15 protein-coding genes are annotated in these 16,873 nt (G+C 72.5%); 13 read left to right on the top strand and 2 right to left on the bottom strand.

The genetic code is table 11. From position 1 onward, the window contains the following. Positions 1 to 257: 257 nt before the first annotated feature. The 7 genes from F9B16_RS11090 (at position 258) to F9B16_RS11060 (ending at position 9,390) form a co-directional block, all read left to right on the top strand. A complete protein-coding gene (locus F9B16_RS11090; RefSeq protein WP_192808718.1) occupies positions 258 to 1,766 on the top strand; it encodes an aldehyde dehydrogenase family protein in 1,509 nt (502 codons plus the stop codon). Continuing rightward, positions 1,763 to 2,782, top strand: a complete 1,020-nt coding sequence (locus F9B16_RS11085; RefSeq protein WP_151539934.1) for a zinc-dependent alcohol dehydrogenase — start codon at positions 1,763 to 1,765, stop codon at positions 2,780 to 2,782. The genes F9B16_RS11090 and F9B16_RS11085 overlap by 4 nt, the downstream gene beginning before the upstream one ends. Further along, positions 2,779 to 4,599, top strand: coding sequence for a thiamine pyrophosphate-binding protein (locus F9B16_RS11080; protein ID WP_151539933.1), 1,821 nt, complete (start codon positions 2,779 to 2,781; stop codon positions 4,597 to 4,599). Before F9B16_RS11085 ends, F9B16_RS11080 begins: the two co-directional genes overlap by 4 nt. A gap of 45 nt (positions 4,600 to 4,644) precedes the next feature. Beyond that, on the top strand, positions 4,645 to 5,802 hold the full coding sequence (locus F9B16_RS11075; RefSeq protein ID WP_151539932.1) for an ABC transporter substrate-binding protein: 1,158 nt from the start codon (positions 4,645 to 4,647) through the stop codon (positions 5,800 to 5,802). 101 nt (positions 5,803 to 5,903) lie between these two features. Then, positions 5,904 to 6,773: a branched-chain amino acid ABC transporter permease gene (locus tag F9B16_RS11070; RefSeq protein WP_151539931.1), complete on the top strand. Its 870-nt coding sequence runs from the start codon at positions 5,904 to 5,906 to the stop codon at positions 6,771 to 6,773. Beyond that, on the top strand, positions 6,770 to 8,620 hold the full coding sequence (locus F9B16_RS11065) for a branched-chain amino acid ABC transporter ATP-binding protein/permease (RefSeq protein WP_151539930.1): 1,851 nt from the start codon (positions 6,770 to 6,772) through the stop codon (positions 8,618 to 8,620). Before F9B16_RS11070 ends, F9B16_RS11065 begins: the two co-directional genes overlap by 4 nt. After that, positions 8,617 to 9,390 (top strand): ABC transporter ATP-binding protein, encoded by a 774-nt coding sequence (locus tag F9B16_RS11060; protein ID WP_151539929.1) that lies wholly within the window; start codon positions 8,617 to 8,619, stop codon positions 9,388 to 9,390. The genes F9B16_RS11065 and F9B16_RS11060 overlap by 4 nt, the downstream gene beginning before the upstream one ends. 72 nt (positions 9,391 to 9,462) lie before the next feature. Here F9B16_RS11060 and F9B16_RS11055 read toward each other — a convergent pair whose 3' ends face one another. Further along, positions 9,463 to 10,449, bottom strand: coding sequence for a ThuA domain-containing protein (locus tag F9B16_RS11055; protein ID WP_151539928.1), 987 nt, complete (start codon positions 10,447 to 10,449; stop codon positions 9,463 to 9,465). Positions 10,450 to 10,736: 287 nt separating this feature from the next. Here F9B16_RS11055 and F9B16_RS11050 point away from each other — a divergent pair, with 287 nt between their 5' ends. The 6 genes from F9B16_RS11050 to pqqE are packed head-to-tail and all read left to right on the top strand — an operon-like array spanning position 10,737 to position 16,173. Continuing rightward, entirely contained in the window at positions 10,737 to 12,902 is a 2,166-nt protein-coding gene (locus tag F9B16_RS11050; RefSeq protein ID WP_192808717.1) for an outer membrane protein assembly factor BamB family protein, read from the top strand. Between the two features lie 58 nt (positions 12,903 to 12,960). Then, the gene (gene pqqA / locus F9B16_RS11045) at positions 12,961 to 13,122 is read left to right on the top strand and encodes a pyrroloquinoline quinone precursor peptide PqqA (protein WP_151539926.1); all 162 of its coding nucleotides are present in this window, start codon (positions 12,961 to 12,963) and stop codon (positions 13,120 to 13,122) included. A 10-nt stretch (positions 13,123 to 13,132) separates the two neighbouring features. Then, positions 13,133 to 14,035 (top strand): pyrroloquinoline quinone biosynthesis protein PqqB, encoded by a 903-nt coding sequence (gene pqqB, locus F9B16_RS11040; RefSeq protein ID WP_151539925.1) that lies wholly within the window; start codon positions 13,133 to 13,135, stop codon positions 14,033 to 14,035. Further along, positions 14,032 to 14,796: a pyrroloquinoline-quinone synthase PqqC gene (pqqC, locus tag F9B16_RS11035; RefSeq protein WP_151539924.1), complete on the top strand. Its 765-nt coding sequence runs from the start codon at positions 14,032 to 14,034 to the stop codon at positions 14,794 to 14,796. Before pqqB ends, pqqC begins: the two co-directional genes overlap by 4 nt. Continuing rightward, complete coding sequence (gene pqqD / locus F9B16_RS11030; RefSeq protein ID WP_151539923.1) at positions 14,786 to 15,079, top strand: pyrroloquinoline quinone biosynthesis peptide chaperone PqqD; 294 nt, start codon at positions 14,786 to 14,788, stop codon at positions 15,077 to 15,079. The genes pqqC and pqqD overlap by 11 nt, the downstream gene beginning before the upstream one ends. Then, complete coding sequence (gene pqqE / locus F9B16_RS11025; RefSeq protein WP_225991542.1) at positions 15,076 to 16,173, top strand: pyrroloquinoline quinone biosynthesis protein PqqE; 1,098 nt, start codon at positions 15,076 to 15,078, stop codon at positions 16,171 to 16,173. The genes pqqD and pqqE overlap by 4 nt, the downstream gene beginning before the upstream one ends. On the opposite strand, the gene F9B16_RS11020 is transcribed toward pqqE, so the two are convergent. Next, on the bottom strand, positions 16,170 to 16,853 hold the full coding sequence (locus tag F9B16_RS11020; protein ID WP_151539921.1) for a TetR family transcriptional regulator: 684 nt from the start codon (positions 16,851 to 16,853) through the stop codon (positions 16,170 to 16,172). The two genes, pqqE and F9B16_RS11020, sit on opposite strands and share 4 nt — an antisense overlap. Between the last annotated feature and the right edge of the window lie 20 nt (positions 16,854 to 16,873).

Here is a 16,873-nt window from a genome sequence, read left to right as displayed (position 1 = left end):
CCACACAGTGGTCTAGTTGGACCGTCAGTCGGTATTTCTGGGCGGTTCTGGGAACTTTCCGCCGCGCTCTTCCCCTGGTGAGCCACGTCACCTATAACTAACTCACTGGTTCGAACATTAGGTGCCGGCCGGGGAGGTGGCAGAGCCGTGCGACCCGCCGTTCCGTGCGCTCTCCGGGCCCAACTTTCTCGCCGCCGACCCTTGTCAGCGCGCGGCGCCGCCCCGTACGTTGGCTCGAAGTCCACATGATGGCACTAATGGTCCGCTTGGTGGATCTGGAGGAACGGATGCTGGAAGCGCTGCTCGCGGCCGCCGCCGGGGACGAACCGGTGCAGGCCGCGGCGCTGGTCGCCGGCCGGTGGGAGCCGGCGGGTCCGCAGAGCGAACGCGTCGGACCGTACGTGCGCCGGCCGGTCAGCCGGGCTCCGGCCGCCGGCCCGGACGACGTCGAGGCGGTCCGCCGCCATGCGCGCCCCTTTGCCCGGACGGTGGCGCGCATGGCACCGGCCTCGCGGGCCGGGATCCTGGAGAACGCCTCGCGCGCCGCCGCCGAGCACCGCGAGGGCCTCGCCCGGCTGCTGGCCCTCGAACTGGGCAAGCCGCTCAAGGACGGGCGCGGCGAGATCGACCGGGTCGCCGACACGTTCGCGGTGTGCGCCGCCGAGGCGCGGCAGATCGGCGGCGACACGCTCCCGGTCGCGGGATGGGCGCGCGGCGCCGGCACCACCGCCTTCACCTACCGCGCGCCGGCGGGCGTGGCCCTGGCCATCACGCCGTTCAACGCCCCCGCGAACCTGCTCGCGCACAAGCTCGGCGCCTCGTTCGCGGCCGGCAACACCACCATCGTCAAGGCGCCGCCGCAGGCGCCCGCCGTGTCCACGGCGATCGTCGCGCTGCTGGTCGAGGCCGGGATGCCGTACGAGGCCGTCCAGCTGCTGCACGGGGACGGCTCCGTCGGCGCCGAGCTGTGCGCGGCGGACGAGGTCGCCGTCATCAGCTTCACCGGCGGCGCCGCGACCGGCAACGCGGTCGCCCGCGCGGCCGGAGCCAAGCGCCTTGTCCTGGAACTCGGCGGCAACGCCGCGACGATCGTGTGCGAGGACGCCGACATCGCCGAAGCGGCCCGCGTGTGCGCGCGGACCGGCTACAGCAACTCCGGGCAGAGCTGCATCTCCGTCCAGCGCGTCTACGTCCAGCGTTCCCGCTACGAGGAGTTCCTCGAGGCGTTCACCGGCCAGGTCGCGAAGCTGACCGTGGGCGACCCGCTCGACCCGGGCACCGACGTCGGCTCGATGGTCGACGAGGACGCCGCCGAACGCGTCGTGCGGTGGAGCGCGGAGGCCGCCGAGGCCGGCGCCCGCGTGCTGCTCGGCGGCGAGCGCGACGGCGCCACCGCGATGCCCACGATCGTCGCCGGACCGCCACCGACCTGCTCGGTCGTCAGGGACGAGGTGTTCGGCGCGCTCGTCGCCGTGCTGCCCTTCGACGACCTGGACCAGGTGATCGAGGAGTGCAACGGGAGCCGGTACGGGCTCCAGGCGGGCCTGTTCACCCGCGACATGGACCGGATCATCACCGCGTGGCGGGACCTGGAGGTCGGCGGGCTCGTCGTCAACGGCTCGTCCAACTTCCGGCTGGACCACGTGCCGTTCGGCGGCGTGAAGGACTCCGGCTTCGGGCGCGAGTCGCCCCGCTGCATGATCGACGACTACACCGTCGTCAAGACGATGATGCTGCGCGGGACCTCGCTGTGGGGTGCCGCGTGAGGGCGGCCGTCCTCGCCGCGCCGGACGAGGTCGCCGTGCTGGACGACCTGCCGGAGCCGTCCTGCGGGCCCCGGGACGTCGTCGTCGCCGTCCACGGGGTCGGGCTCTGCGGCTCCGACCTGGCCGTCGTCTCCGGGCACCGCCCGGTGCCCGCGCTGCCGTGGGTGCTCGGGCACGAGGCGTTCGGCGTCGTCGCCGCCGTGGGCGAGGACGTCACCGACCGGTTCCCCGGGCAGCGGGTCGTCGTCGAGCCGAACTATCCGTGCCTGGCGTGCCCCGCGTGCCACACCGGCGCGACGGCGGGCTGCCCGAACCGCAGGGCCGCCGGCATCACCGACCCCGGCCTGCTCGCCGAGCGCGTCGCCGTCCCGGCGCGCTTCACCTGGCCCGTCCCGGGCTCCTGGGACGACGCCGACGCGGTGTGCGTCGAGCCGTTCACGGTGGCGCTCAACGCCGTCCGCATGAGCGGCCTGCGAGCGGGGGACGCGTGCCTGGTCGTCGGCGCTGGCTCGCAGGGGCTGCTGGTCTCGATGGCCGTGGCGCACGCCGGGGGAGTGCCCTTCGTCGTCGAGCCGCACGAAGGGCGCCGCGCGCTGGCCCGCGACCTCGGCGCGCGGGACGCCGCCCCCGGGACGGCCTGCCCCGTCGTGATCGAGACGTCGGGCGCGCCCGAGGCGTTCGAGGAGGCGCTGGAGCGCACCGCGCCCGGCGGCACGCTCATCGCCGTCGGGCAGAGCACCCGGACCGCCCGGCTGTCCACCTTCTCCCTCGTGCAGCGGCGCCTGACCGTGCGCGGCTGCCTCATCTACGACCACCCGGCCGACTTCCCCCGCACCATCGCGACGCTCGCCGCGCACGGCCTGCGCCCCGGCCGGATCCTGCGCGAGCGCTTCGACCTCGCCGACGCGCCGAAGGCGTTCGCGCGCGCGGCGGAGACCGCCGGCAAGACCTGGATCGGCATCGCCCGCGAGGAAACGAGCCCCCGCAACCCCCGAACCGAGGAGACCCCTTCATGACCGTGGACGTCCAGCCCCAGAGCGACCCCGCCGTGTCGGTGTCCGCGGCGGAGGCGCTCGTCCGGCAGCTCGAGCGCTACGGCGTCGAGTACGTGTTCGGGACCTGCGGCCACACCAACATCGCCCTGCTCGACGCACTGGGCCGCAGCCCGATCGAGTTCGTCATCGCGCGGCACGAGCAGGCCGCCGCGCACGCCGCCGACGGCTACGCCCGCGCGTCCGGGCGGCCCGGCGTGCTGCTCGTACACGTCGGCCCCGGCATGATGAACGCCGTCACCGGCGTGGCGACCGCCGCGCTCGACTCCGTCCCGCTGGTCACCATCGCGGGGGACGTCCCGTCCTATTACCGGGGCCGGCACCCGCACCAGGAGGTCAACCTCCACAACGACGCGGACCAGACGGCGATCTACCGGCCGTTCGTCAAGCGCGCCTGGCACGTCCACCGCGCCGAGGACCTCGGGCGGTTCACCGAGCGCGCGTTCTGGACCGCCACCTCCGGACGTCCCGGCGCGGTGCTGCTGAACGTCCCGATGGACCTGTTCTCCAGGCCGGTCGCGCCCGCGGACCACCCGCTGCCGCCGCACGACTCCGGCCCCGACCTCCCCGCCTTCACCGCCGAGCGGATCGCGGCGCGGCTCGCCGGGGCCGAGCGCCCGCTGATCTACCTCGGCGGCGGGCTGCGCGGCGAGGCGGGCCGCCGCGCGCTGCTCTCCCTCGCCGAGCACCTCGACGTCCCGATCGTCCACTCGCTGATGGGCAAGGGCGCCGTCCCCGACGACCACCCGCTGCTGCTCGGCATGCCGGGCTTCTGGGGGCTGGAGACCACCAACGACTACGCGCGCAACGCCGACGTCGTCCTCGCCCTGGCGACGCGGTTCGCCGAGACCGACGCCAGCTCCTGGGACGACCGCTACACCTGGAACCTCGGCGGCCCTGACGCCCCGGAGACGCGGGGACGGCTCATCCAGATCGACATCGACGCCGCCGAGATCGGCCGGAACTACCCGGTGGAGATCGGCGCCGTCGCCGACGTGACCCTCGCCGTCCAGGCCATCGGCGAGGCGGTGCGGGCCGTCCACCCCGACCCCGTCGACCGCCCGGGCCTGCGCGAACGGATCCGCGCGGCGCGCACCGAGCTGTTCGAGCGGAGCCGGGAACGGGGCCGCGCCGCCGACTTCCCGCTCCGCCCCGAACGCATCCTCGCCGACCTGCGCGAGGCGCTGCTCGCCGACGCGGTGCTGGTCACCGACGTCGGCTGGAACAAGAACGGCGTCGCGCAGTGCTACGAGCTGCCCGCCGAGGGCCGCTTCATCACGCCCGGCGGCGCGTCCACGATGGGCTTCGGCCCGGCGGCGGCGGTCGGCGTGCAGATCGGCGCGCCCGGCCGCGTCGTCGTCGCGCTCGTCGGCGACGGCGGGATGAGCGCGCAGCTCCCCGCCGTCCCGATGGCCGTCGAGCAGGGCCTGCCGGTGATCTTCGTGGTGATGAACAACCGCGCCCACGGCACGATCGCCGACCTCCAGGCCGCCAACTTCGGCGCGAGCTACGGGTGCGAGTTCCGCGACCCCGAAGGCCGCCCCTACAGCCCCGACTTCGCCGCCTACGCCGAAGCGTGCGGAGCCGACGGACACCGCATCACCGCACCGGACGCCCTCGCGCCCGCCCTGCGCGCGGCCATCGCCGCGCGCCGCCCGGCCGTCCTGGACGTGCCGATGGTCAACGAGCCCGTGCCCACACCCGGGCACTGGAACATCAACGACATCTACCAGGGTGTCTTCCCCGGCGACAGCGGCCACCCCTCGCCGTCCGCCCCCTGAGCCGACCCCACCCACCCCGACATCCCCACCCACCGAGGTGAATCCATGCGCACCATCCCCCGACTCCGTGTCTCCGCCCTGGCCGCCGGAGTCCTCGCCGCGGGCCTGACCGCGGCCTGCGGCGCCCCCGGTGAGTCGAAGGACTCCGGCTCCGGCGGCAGCGGCCCCATCAAGATCGCCGTGGTCGACGCGCAGAGCGGGCAGCTCAGCTCGCTCGGCAAATGGGAGTACAAGGGCGCCAAGCTCGCCGTCGACGAATGGAACAAGGCCGGCGGCATCGCCGGCCGCACCATCAAGCTGGACGTCTTCGACGACCAGGGCGACCCGACCGTCGGCACCAACATCGCCCGCAAGATCGGCAGCCAGCACTACATCGCGATGATCGGCACCGCCGAGAGCGCCGTCACCATCGCCATGGCGCCGACCCTGCGCCAGGAGGAGATCCCCAACATCGCCTCGGGCCAGTCCAACGGGATGGTCGCGCTCAAGAGCCCGTTCCTGTTCCTCAACGGGCCCACGTCCACCACCTACGACGAGACCCTCGCCAAGTACGTCGTGGACACCAAGAAGATGAAGAAGATCGCGATGATCAGCAACAACGGGTCCTACGGGAAGGGGGAGCACGACGCGTTCCTCAAGGCGCTGACCGACCGCGGCGTCAAGCCCGTCGCCGACGAGGTCGTCACCACCGACCAGAAGGACTTCAGCGCCCAGCTCACCAAGATCCGGCAGCGGGCGCCGGAGGTGATCTTCATCGGCTCGGAGGAGGTCGAGTCCGGCCTCATCGTCAAGCAGGCCCGCGACCTCGGCATCGACGCGCCGTTCGCCGGCGCCGCCCCGCAGGGCACCCCCGTGTACCGCGACACCGCGGGCGTGAAGAACGTCGAGGGCACCATCGTCAGCTCGCCCTACCTCAGCAACGACGTCAGCGACGCGTCCAAGAAGTTCGCCGCCGCCTACAAGGCCGCCTACGGCGAGGACGCCGAACTCCACGGCGCCAAGGCCTACGACGGCACGTCGATCCTGCTCACCGCGCTGAAGAACAGCAACGTCGCGACCGGGAAGAAGCTGGCCGACGCGATCCGCGCCGTGCAGTACCAGGGCCTGCTCGGCGACTTCCGCTACGACGAGACCGGGGTCGGCATCAAGGCGACCTCCATCGGGATCATGAAGAACGGGACGGTCGTCAAGGCCGACGGCTGACGGCGGACCACCCGGACGACCGAGGGCGGCCGGGCCCGCGGGCCCGGCCGCCCCGCCCTCGTCCCCGCCGGCTCCGACGCCGGCCGCGCAGAAAGAGAACCATGCAGGTCTTCCTTCAGACACTGATAGGCGGACTGAGCCTCGGCGCGATCTACGCCCTGGTAGCGATGGGATTCTCCCTCGTCTACCGCACCATGGGCCTGGTCAACTTCGCGCACGCCGACGTGCTCATGATCGGCGCCTACGCCGCGTCCACGTTCTACATGTCGACCAAGCTGCCGTTCGCGCTGGCCATGGTGCTGGCCATCGCGGTGACCGGCCTCATCGGGCTGTTCATCGAGCGGGTGCTGCGCCCGCTGGAGAACAAGGACTTCACCCTGATGCTGATCGGCACGATCGGCTTCGGGATGGTGCTGCAGGCCGTCGCCGTGCTGATCTGGGGCGCGACCGGACGGGCCGTCCGGACCCCGGTCGGCGGCGCCCCGCTGGAGTTCTTCGGGCTCCGCGTCCGCACCTACGACCTCGTCGTGCTGGCCATCGCCGCGGTGGCGGTGTTCCTGCTCGTCGCGTTCCTGCAGCGCACCAAGATGGGCGCCGCGATGCAGGCGGTCGCGATGGACCACGAGGCCGCCACCGCGGTCGGCATCCACGTCGGCCGCAGCAACGCGATCGCGTTCGCGATCGGCGCCGGGCTCGCCGCGCTCGCCGGCGGGCTCGTCGGCCCGCTGCTGTACGTGAACCCGACGATGGGCGGCACCATCGGCATCAAGGGGTTCGCGGCGGCGATGCTCGGCGGCTGCGGCAACATCCCCGGCGCCATCGCCGGCGGCTTCGCGATCGGCGTCCTGGACTCCTTCGCCGCCGGCCACTTCCAGGGCTACTCCGAACTCGTGGTGTTCCTCGTCTTCACGGTGGCCATCATGATCCGCCCGACCGGCCTGTTCGGCGAGACGACGGTGAGCCGCGCATGAACGCCCTCCTCAGGAACCGGTACGCGCCGAAGCTCGGGACGCTCGCGGCGTTCGCCGTCATCGCCTGGCTGCTGCCGTACACGGTCGGCGGCTACGCCATCCACGTCGTCGACATCGCGCTCGTGTTCGCGCTGCTGGCGATCGGCATGGGGCTGGCGATGGGCATCGCCGGGCAGATCAACCTGGCGCAGATCGCCTTCTTCGGCGTCAGCGCGTACGCGACCGCGATCCTCACCACCCACAACGGGCTCGGGTTCTGGCCCGCCGCGGCGCTGGCGCTGGTGGCGTCCGCGCTGATCGGGCTGCTGGTCGGCATCCCGGCGCTGCGGATGCAGTCGCACTACCTCGGGATCGTCACGCTGGGCCTCGCGCTCGGCTTCATCAACTGGACCACCAACGCCGAGATCGCGGGCGGCGCCGAGGGCATCTCGGCGATCCCGGTCCCGCCGATGTTCGGCGTCGACCTGTCCAGCGAGTACCTGTACTACTACCTCGAAGTCGTCGTGTTCGCGCTCGCGCTGGCGTTCGGGCTGTTCGTGGTGCGGACCGGGCTCGGCCGCCGGATGATGGCGATGCGGGACGACCCGCTCGCCGCGGGCGCGGTCGGCGCGGAGATCCCGCTGCTGCGGATGACGGCGTTCATGCTGTCGAGCGTGTTCGGCGGCCTCGCCGGCGTGCTGTACGCGGGCCTGATCCGCTACATCGCGCCTGACACCTTCAACATCGCCAACATGTTCCTGCTGCTGGCGATGGTCGTGATCGGCGGCCGGCAGAGCCTCGTCGGCTGCGTCGTCGGCGCGGTCGGCCTGACGCTGATCCGCGAGAAGCTGGTGGACCACCCCACCTACGCCCAGCTCGGCTTCGGGATCGTCGTGGTCCTCATGGTGGTCTTCGCGCCCACCGGGCTCGCCGGCGTCCCCGCCCGGCTGAAGGCCGTGCTGGACCGGCGGCTCGGCAGGACGGCGGAACGGTCCGTCCTGCGGCCGTTCGAGCCGTACGAGGCCGCCGCCAACGTCGGCGAAGATGCCGCGGCGGGCGAAGCGCGGCCGATGCTGGAGATCGACGGCATCGCCAAGCAGTTCCGCGGGCTCAAGGCGTTGAAGGACGTCTCCCTCACCGTCGAGCGCGGCGAGATCCGCGGCATCGTCGGGCCGAACGGCTCGGGGAAGACGACCCTGTTCAACGTCGTCAGCGGGTTCTACCGGCCGTCCGGCGGGCGCGTCCTGGTGGACGGGCGGGTCGTCTCCGGATCCCGCCCGTACCGGCTGTCCCGGCTCGGGCTCGCCCGCACGTTCCAGAACCTGCGGCTGTTCGGGGAGCTGAGCGTCCGGGACAACCTGCTGGTGGCCCTCGACCGGTCCCGCACGTACGCGATCTGGAGATACGCGCTGTGGCCCGTCGGGATCTGGCGGCAGGAGCGCCGCCTGCACCGCCGCGCCGACGACCTGCTCCGCCGCTTCGGGCTGACGGAGTTCGCCGCGGCGGCGCCCGGCGCGCTGCCCTACGGCATCCAGCGCCGGATCGAGATCGCCCGGGCGATGGCCGGGTCGCCGCGCCTGCTGCTGCTCGACGAGCCCGCCGCCGGGCTCAACGGCGAGGAGGTGCGCCAGCTCTCGGAGATCGTCCGCTCCATCCGCGACAGCGGCGTCACCGTCGTGCTCATCGAGCACAACATGGGCCTGGTGATGTCGCTGTGCGAGCGGGTGACCGTCCTCGCCGGCGGATCGGTGATCGCCGAGGGCACCCCCGCCGAGGTCGTCGCGGACCACGCGGTCATCGAGGCGTACCTCGGCGACTCCGCGATGGCGGACATGCCGCTGCCGAACAGCACCGAGGTGACCTCATGAACGCGGGCACGGCCGCCAGGGGCGGCGAGAAGGCCGGGGCCGGGACGGGCCCGGAGGCGGCGACGCTGACGGTGGAGGACCTGTCCGTCCACTACGGCGGGGTCTGCGCCGTCAACTCGATCGGGTTCACGGTCGAGCCCGGCCAGTCGGTCGGCATCATCGGCGCGAACGGGGCGGGCAAGACCTCCACGCTCAAGGCGCTGATGGGACTCGTCCCGCGCAGCGGAGGGCGCGTCACGTTCGGCGGCACGGACCTCACCAGGGTCAAGGCGCGCGACATCGTCCGGCACGGCATCGGCTACGTCCCCGAGGGCCGGCACGTCTTCCCGGGCCTCACCGTCGAGAAGAACCTGCTGCTCGGCGCGTACGCCCGCCCGTGGCGGGGCGCGGAGACGAAGGAGTCCCTCGCCGAGGTGTACGGGCTGTTCCCGGTGCTGGGGGAGATGCGGTCGCGGCTCGCGGGCGCGCTGTCCGGCGGCCAGCAGCAGATGCTGGCGGTCGGCCGGGCGCTGATGGCCCGGCCCCGGCTGATCCTGCTGGACGAGCCGTCCATGGGGCTGTCGCCCAAGCTCGTCGAGGACATCCTCGCGGTGCTGGTGCGGCTGCGCGAGGAGGGGCTGAGCCTGCTGCTGGTCGAGCAGAACGCCAAGCTGACGTTCGAGGCGACCAGCGACTGCGTCGTGATGGAGAACGGCGAGGTCGCGATGGTCGGCACGTCCCGCGAACTGCGCGACGACGTCCAGGTCCGCCGCATCTACCTGGGCCTCTAGGTGCACCGTCGCCGGGCTCGTCCGGATCGTCCGGTCCGAGCCCGGCCTGGGGACGGGGCGGCGCGCCGCGGGTCAGCGGCAGAAGGGCTTCATGCCCATCGCCGACTCGATGCCGTTCAGCACCAGGCTCTGGAACTGCTTCGCTCCGGCGAAGCCCGAGCCGTCGTCGGTGAACGCCTTGGCGTCGTGCCCGAGGGTGGTCAGCCAGGCGCGGCCGCCGTCGTAGTACTGGCACCAGGCGACGGGGTGGAAGGAGCCGTGCCCCGGATGGTTCATGTTGCCGGTGACGCCCTGGGTGAGGGTCTTCTCGTCCACGGTCGCCAGGAACCGCACCTCGCTCGGGAACGGGACGAGGTTGTACCACTCGTCGCTGAAGTCCCACCGGGACGGCAGCCCGGCGGTGGAGGCGTCCTTGCGGTCGGCGGTCTGGACGGTCCCGGGCTGCGCGTGCCCGTGGTCGTAGAAGTTGGCGCCGCCGAGGAGCCCCTCGTACCAGGGCCAGTTGTACTCGGTGCCGAACGCGTTGTGGATGCCGACGAACCCGCCTCCCGCGCGGACGTACTGCCGCAGCGAGGTCTGGGCGGCGTCGTCGAGGGCGTCGCGGGTGGTGCTCATGAAGACGACGGCGTTGTAGCGCAGCAGCGTGGACGGCGAGGCGAGCTGCGTGACGTCCTCGGTCCAGTCGACGCCGAACCCGTTGTCCTGCCCCATCTTCACCAGGGCCTTCTGGGCCACGTTGGCGTCGGTGAGCGGCGGGTTCATGCCGGGGCCGAGGGCGGGGCCGAGGTTGGCGTGCCGCGGGCCGGCGGTGCGGCTGTAGACGAGGATCTTGTAGCCCTTGGCGGGGTCGAAGTTGCCCCAGTCGTGGTAGCAGCGGGGGTCGGTGCCGCGGCAGACGCCGTAGACGGGGTCGCCGAGCTCCTGCGCGCCGGCGTTCTTCGGCTTGGCGAGGGGGCCGGCCGTGGCCGCTCCGCCGGTCAGCGCGGCGGCGGCCAGCACGGCGGCGGTGCCGACGGCGGCCGCGGCGGCGGACAGCACGGGGGACGCGGGTCTCTTCATGGGGTGGGTTCCTTTCCGGCGTGCTCGCTCGATGGTCCATCTAGCGGACTAATTGAACCGTCTAGAGGTTCTAGGACGATCTCATGCGGATCGGCCGTCGGCAATACCCCGGGTGCGGGCCGCTCGGGCCGGGCCGCGAGCACCCTTCTGTCATGACTGGTGAAATTACCGATGTGCGGGAGCCGTTCGGGATGCAGGCTATTGCCAGGGCCGCCGAAGCGGCTTACCGTGTCGTCCGTCGATCGGACCTATGAGTCCGTCTGGTGGACCACGGAATGGGAGAGAGCATGGACCGACGGAACTTCCTGACCGGGGCGGCCGCGGTTGTCGGCGGCACCGTGGCCTTCACGCCGCTGCGCACCCCGGCGGCGAACGCCGAAGCAGCCTCGTCCCGCCTCGCCCTGCCCGTCCCGCCGCAGCCGACCGCGTTCGGCGCCACCGGCCGCGACTTCCCGAAGGTCTGCGGGAACTACGGCAACCAGAACCACTCCACGCTCCGCCGGATCGACCGCGGCAACGTCCGGCGCCTCGGCGGCGCCTGGCACGTCAACCTCGAAGGCGGCAGCACGTCGGCGCGCTCGCAGCAGAGCACGATCGTCGCCCAGGACGGCGTGCTGTACGTCCAGACCGGGCAGCAGAACGTGTTCGCCGTCGACGGCCGCACCGGCGAGGTCAAGTGGAAGACCAACGTCGGCTCGCAGCAGACCAACATGCGCGGCGTCGGGCTCGGGGAGGGGCTGGTCTTCACCACGTCCGGTTCCAACATCGTCTACGCGCTCGACCAGAAGACCGGCGCCGTCGTGTGGCAGCGCGAGCTGCTCGTCGCGGGCGAGGGCGACCCGAACTGCGACCCGCAGGAAGGGCAGTGCGGCGGCAACCGCGGCGGCCTCGCCGGCGCGATCGTCTACTTCGACGGCCTCATCTACGTCGGCACCGAGGGCAGCACCGCCGGCGCCCGCGGCCGCGCCTACGCGCTCGACGCCCGCACCGGCGAGATCGCCTGGACGTTCTGGGGCCCGCCAGGACCGGGCGAGTTCGGCAACGACACCTGGGAGGGCGACACCTGGAAGACCGGCGGCGTCGTCTGCTGGATCCACCCGGCGATCGACCCCGAGCTCGGCCTCGTCTACTGGACGTTCGGCAACCCCTATCCCCGCACGAACGGCTCCACCCGCGGCGGGACGAACCTGTTCGCCAACTGCCTGGTCGCCATCGACGCCAAGACGGGGAAGCGGCGCTGGCACTTCCAGTCCGTCCACCACGACATCTGGGACTTCGACAACGTCATGGCGCCGGTGCTGGCCGACGTGCAGATCGGCCACCGCAAGCGCAAGGTCGTCGTGTACGGCAGCAAGGTCGGGATGTTCTACATCCTCGACCGCGAGACCGGCAAGGGCGTCCACGGCATCACCGAGCGGCCCGTCCCGCAGGAGCCGCGGCAGAAGACGTGGCCGACGCAGCCGTTCCCGGGCGGCGAGCCGTTCGTCCACCAGTCGCCGAGCTTCCACGACTCGACCCGGCCCGTCCCGTACTACCCGACCGGCGAGATCTTCACGCCGTTCTGGGACGACGCGACGATCCTGTTCCCCGGCGCCGGCGGCGGCGCGGACTGGTCGTACATGTCGTTCAGCCCGCACACCGGGTTCGTCTACGTCGGTTACGGGCTCGTCAACTCCTCCTACTCCAACACCAACGGCGGACGCGTCAACACCGCGCGGCCGCTCGGCGAGTACTTCTCCGGCGGCATCGTCGCCGTGGACCCCCGCACCAACAAGCCCGTGTGGCGCAAGGAGGGCGAGTGGTCCCTCGCCCACGGCAACGGGATCCTCACGACCGCCGGACGCGTCATGTTCCAGGGCGGCCCGGACGGCGTGCTCCACGCGATGGACGACGCCACCGGCCGCGACCTGTGGAGCTGGCAGTGCGGCGCCGGCGTGCACACCAGCCCGGTCAGCTACGAGATCGACGGCGAGCAGTACATCGCGGTCTTCGCCGGCGGCAGCTGGCTGCCCTACCCCGACATCCCCAAGGGCGACCACCTGTGGGCGTTCAAGCTGAACGGGAAGGTCGGCCCGGCGCCCGCGCCGACGCCGCCGTCCAAGCGCAACCAGATCCGCACCGCCGCCGTCGCCGGGGCGGACGCCAACAACACCGTCACGCTCGGCCGGATCTGGGACTCCGCGGCGGGCGCGCCCGGCGGCGAGGAGAACACGGTCGCGCAGAACGCGATGTCGCCGCAGAACATGACCGTCCCCGTCGGCACCGAGGTCACGTTCGTCAACCCGGCCGGGAACGAGCACTCGCACGGCGCCGCGTCGTTCTTCGAGCACGTCTTCAACTCCGGGCGGCTCAAGCCCGGCGAGGCCTACAAGCACACCTTCACCAAGCGCGGCGAGTACTTCTACAACGACCCGGTCTTCCCGCAGAGCACCGGCAAGATCGTCGTCCAGTGACCCCCGGGCCGGCGGGCCCGGGACGCACAGATCCCCCCACGGAAGGGAAGCACCAGAGATGACCCAGCACCTCCCCGACGCCCAGACCGCCCACACCGACCTCCCCGACGGCCAGGCGCAGGGTGCGGTCGACCAGCGGACCGCCTCCTGGTCCACGCCCGACTACCAGGTGGTCGAGACCTCCCTGGAGGTCACGGCCTACTTCGGCGTCGAGATCTGATCCCGGTCCGATGAGGGTGCGCGTTCTCGGCACCGCCGCGGGCGGCGGCGTCCCCCAGTGGAACTGCGCGTGCCACGGGTGCGCCGCCGCCCGCGCGCACCCGTCGTGGCGCCGCCTGCACGCGTCGATCGCGATCGAGGCGTCCCCGGGACGCTGGTACGTGGTCAACGCGACGCCGGACATCGCCGAGCAGATCGAGGCGAACCCGGACCTGCACCCCGGTCCGGAGCGGCGCCGCACCCCGGTCGCGGGGGTGGTCCTGACCGACGCCGAGCTCGACCACACGCTCGGGCTGCCCCGGCTGCGGGAGGCGCGGGACCTGCGCGTCGTCGCGACCGGCACCGTCCGCGACGCGCTGGCGCGCGGCCTGCGGATGGACCGCGTCCTCGCCCCGTACACCTCGCTGACCTGGTCGGACCTCCCCGAGGACGAGCCCGTCCCGCTGGACGGCGCCGGAGGCGTGGCGATCCGGGCGGTCAGGGTCTCGGGCAAGCGTCCCCGCTACGCCGCCGATCTCGACCTGCCGGACGGGGCGTGGTCCGTGGCGCTGCACGTCACCGACCGGCGCAGTGGCGCGAGCCTCGTCTACGCGCCGGCGCTCGCCGGATGGCCGTCCGGACTCGGCCGGGCCCTGTCCGCCGCGGACTGCGTCATCGTCGACGGCACGTTCTGGGACGACGACGAGCCGCGCCGCTCCGGCTTCACCGACCGGACCGCCACCGCGATGGGCCACCTGCCGATCAGCGGCCCGGGCGGCACGGCCGCACGGCTCGCGGCGCTGCCCGCCGCGCGGCGCCTCTACACGCATCTCAACAACACCAACCCCCTCGTCGACCCCGGCCACGACGGCCACCGCACCCTCGCCGGAATGGGGATCGAGGTCGCATCGGAAGGCCAGGTGATCGACCTGTGAGCACCACGACGGACGCCCCGCGCCGTCCCGCCCGCCCGCTGCCGTGGACGCCCGGCGAGGTGGAGCACCGGCTCCGCGCGATCGCCGCCGAGCGCTACCACCACCGGCACCCGTTCAACCTGCGCATGCACGACGGGCTGCTGACGCGGGAGGAGCTGCGCTGCTGGGTGCTGAACCGCTTCCACTACCAGCGGCACATCCCGATCAAGGACGCGCTCATCCTCGCCAAGCTCGACGACCGGGACCTGCGCCGCAGCTGGATCCGGCGGATCCACGACCACGACGGCCGCGACGGCGACGACGGCGAGCAGGGCGACGCGGGCGGCATCGAGCGGTGGCTGCGCCTCGGCGAGGCCGCCGGCCTGGACCGGATGCCGCTGCTCTCGGGGGAGGGCGTCCTGCCCGGCGTCCGGTTCGCGGTCGAGGGCTACGTGAACTTCTGCCGCCTCGCCACGCCCCTCGAAGCGATCGCCTCGTCGCTGACCGAGCTGTTCGCACCGGACCTGATGGTCACGCGGATCGGCGCGTGGGAACGCCACTACCCCTGGATCGAGCCGGAAGGACTGCGCTACTTCCAGGTCCGCGTGCAGCAGGGACGCCGGGACGCCGACGAGGCCCTCGCGCTGGTGCACCGGTGGGCCGAGACGCGCGCCGACCAGGAACGCGTGCTGGCCGCGTTCACCTACAAGTGCGACGTGCTCTGGTCCCTGCTGGACGCCGTCGAGCACGCCACGACCACGGGGAGCGCCGATGCCGGCTGAACCCGCGCCGGCGATGGCGGCGGTCACGGGGGACACGCGGCCCGCGCTCGCCCGCTCCGTCCTGCTCCGCTACGACCGCGTCCGCGAGGCCGAGCTGCTGCTGATGCCGGAACGGGCCGTCCTGCTCAGCCCGGAGGCCGGACGCATCCTGCGGCTCTGCGACGGGCGGCGCACCGTCGCCGGCATCATCGCCGCGCTCGCCGCCGACCACCCGGACGCCCCGCTCGACCGGGACGTCCCCGAGTTCATCGACAGAGTCCGCGCCGAGGGATGGCTGCAATGACCGAGCCCGCCGCGCCGTGGGCGCTGCTCGCCGAACTGACCCACGCGTGCCCGCTGCACTGCCCGTACTGCTCCAACCCGCTCGAACTCGTCCGGCGCGGCACCGAACTGGCGGCGGACGAGTGGGCGCGGGTGTTCGCGGAGGCCGCCGACCTCGGCATCGTCCAGGCGCACATCTCGGGCGGCGAGCCGCTGCTGCGCCCCGACCTGGAAGAGATCGTGGCGGCGGCGCACCACGCCGGCGTCTACACCCAGCTCGTCACCAGCGGCGTCGGCCTCACCGCCGACCGGCTGGACGCGCTGGCCGGCGCCGGGATCGACAGCGTGCAGCTGTCGGTCCAGGACGCCGACCAGGCGAACTCCGACCTCATCGCCGGACGCGCCTCCTACGCGGCGAAGGAGCGCGCCGCGGGCGTGATCCGCGATGCCGGGCTGCCCTTCGGGCTCAACGTCGTCCTGCACCGGCACAACCTCGACCGCCTGCCCGAGATCATCGCCATGGGCGAACGCTGGGGAGCCGACCGCATCGAACTCGCCAACGCCCAGTTCTACGGCTGGGCCCTCCGCAACCGGGACGTCCTGCTCCCCACCAGGGACCAGCTCGAATCCGCCAAGGAGACGGTCGCCGCCCATCGCGCGGCGTCGCGCGGACCGGAACTGGTGTGGGTGCTCCCCGACTACTACGAGGGCGTGCCGAAGCCGTGCATGGGCGGCTGGGGCGCCCGTTCCATCACGGTGGCGCCCGACGGGACGGCACTGCCGTGCCCGGCCGCCTCCGCGATGACCGATCTGCGTCCGCCGAACGTGCGCGACCATCCGCTGTCCTGGATCTGGCGGAGCTCCGACGCGTTCAACGCCTACCGCGGCACCGCGTGGATGAGCGGGCCGTGCGGCGAATGCCCGCGCCGCGAGACCGACTTCGGCGGCTGCCGCTGCCAGGCGTACGCGCTGACCGGCGACGCCTCCCGCACGGACCCGGCGTGCGCCCTGTCGCCCGACCACCACCTGGTCCGCGACCGCGCCGCCCTCGCCGGAACGGCGGACGGCGCCGCGCCGGGCTTCGTCTACCGGCGCCCCGCGAACGCCCGCGGCTAGGAGCCGCCGCGGCCGGGCGTCCTGCGCCCGGCGCCGGTCAGGTACGCCACGACCATCTCGCCGATCATCTCGCGGTGCCGCTCCCGGTGCTCCGGAGCCGTCATGTCCCGCCCGAACAGCGCGCCGAACGTGTGCTGGTTCGCGATCCGGAAGAAGCAGAACGAGCTGATCATCATGTGCACGTCGATCGCGTCCGCCTCGGCGACGAAGTCGCCGGCGGCGCGGCCGGCGTCGAGGATCTGCGAGATCAGCTCCGCGACCGGGCCGCTGAGGTTCGGCAGCGCCTCCGACTTGCGCAGGTGCTCGGCCTGGTGGATGTTCTCGATGCTGACCAGCTTGATGAAGTCCGGATGCGCCTCGTGGTGGTCGAACGTCAGCTCGGCCAGCGTGCGGATCGCCTCCACCGGCGCCAGGTGCTGGACGTCGATCGTCGACTCCAGCTTGCGGACCTCGCCGTACGCCTTCTCCAGCACCGCGACGTACAGCTTCTCCTTGCCGCCGAAGTAGTAGTAGATCATCCGCTTCGTGGTGCGCATGAGCGCCGCCATGTCGTCCACCCGGGCGCCGGCGTACCCGTGCCGCGCGAACTCCCGCTGCGCGACCTCCAGGATCTCCGCGCGGGTGCGGTCGGCGTCGCGCTGGCGCTCTCCCGAGGCGGGTGTGACGGAGTGCGACGGCATGTGACTCCATGAGAGGGGTG

It is taken from the genome of Actinomadura montaniterrae, from assembly GCF_008923365.1.
GTDB classification, from domain to species: Bacteria; Actinomycetota; Actinomycetes; order Streptosporangiales; family Streptosporangiaceae; genus Spirillospora; species Spirillospora montaniterrae.
Note: the sequence above shows the minus strand (reverse complement) of the source record. Positions and strands in the feature narration are given on the sequence as shown.

Bases quoted from the DNA above. Each gene is read 5' to 3' on its own strand.
- F9B16_RS11090 (WP_192808718.1), top strand. From the start codon at position 258: ATGGTCCGCTTGGTGGATCTGGAGGAACGGATGCTGGAAGCGCTGCTC.
- F9B16_RS11080 (WP_151539933.1), top strand. From the start codon at position 2,779: ATGACCGTGGACGTCCAGCCCCAGAGCGACCCCGCCGTGTCGGTGTCC.
- F9B16_RS11075 (WP_151539932.1), top strand. From the start codon at position 4,645: ATGCGCACCATCCCCCGACTCCGTGTCTCCGCCCTGGCCGCCGGAGTC.
- F9B16_RS11070 (WP_151539931.1), top strand. From the start codon at position 5,904: ATGCAGGTCTTCCTTCAGACACTGATAGGCGGACTGAGCCTCGGCGCG.
- F9B16_RS11065 (WP_151539930.1), top strand. From the start codon at position 6,770: ATGAACGCCCTCCTCAGGAACCGGTACGCGCCGAAGCTCGGGACGCTC.
- F9B16_RS11060 (WP_151539929.1), top strand. From the start codon at position 8,617: ATGAACGCGGGCACGGCCGCCAGGGGCGGCGAGAAGGCCGGGGCCGGG.
- F9B16_RS11055 (WP_151539928.1), bottom strand. From the start codon at position 10,449: ATGAAGAGACCCGCGTCCCCCGTGCTGTCCGCCGCCGCGGCCGCCGTC.
- F9B16_RS11050 (WP_192808717.1), top strand. From the start codon at position 10,737: ATGGACCGACGGAACTTCCTGACCGGGGCGGCCGCGGTTGTCGGCGGC.
- pqqA (WP_151539926.1), top strand. From the start codon at position 12,961: ATGACCCAGCACCTCCCCGACGCCCAGACCGCCCACACCGACCTCCCC.
- pqqB (WP_151539925.1), top strand. From the start codon at position 13,133: ATGAGGGTGCGCGTTCTCGGCACCGCCGCGGGCGGCGGCGTCCCCCAG.
- pqqD (WP_151539923.1), top strand. From the start codon at position 14,786: ATGCCGGCTGAACCCGCGCCGGCGATGGCGGCGGTCACGGGGGACACG.
- pqqE (WP_225991542.1), top strand. From the start codon at position 15,076: ATGACCGAGCCCGCCGCGCCGTGGGCGCTGCTCGCCGAACTGACCCAC.
- F9B16_RS11020 (WP_151539921.1), bottom strand. From the start codon at position 16,853: ATGCCGTCGCACTCCGTCACACCCGCCTCGGGAGAGCGCCAGCGCGAC.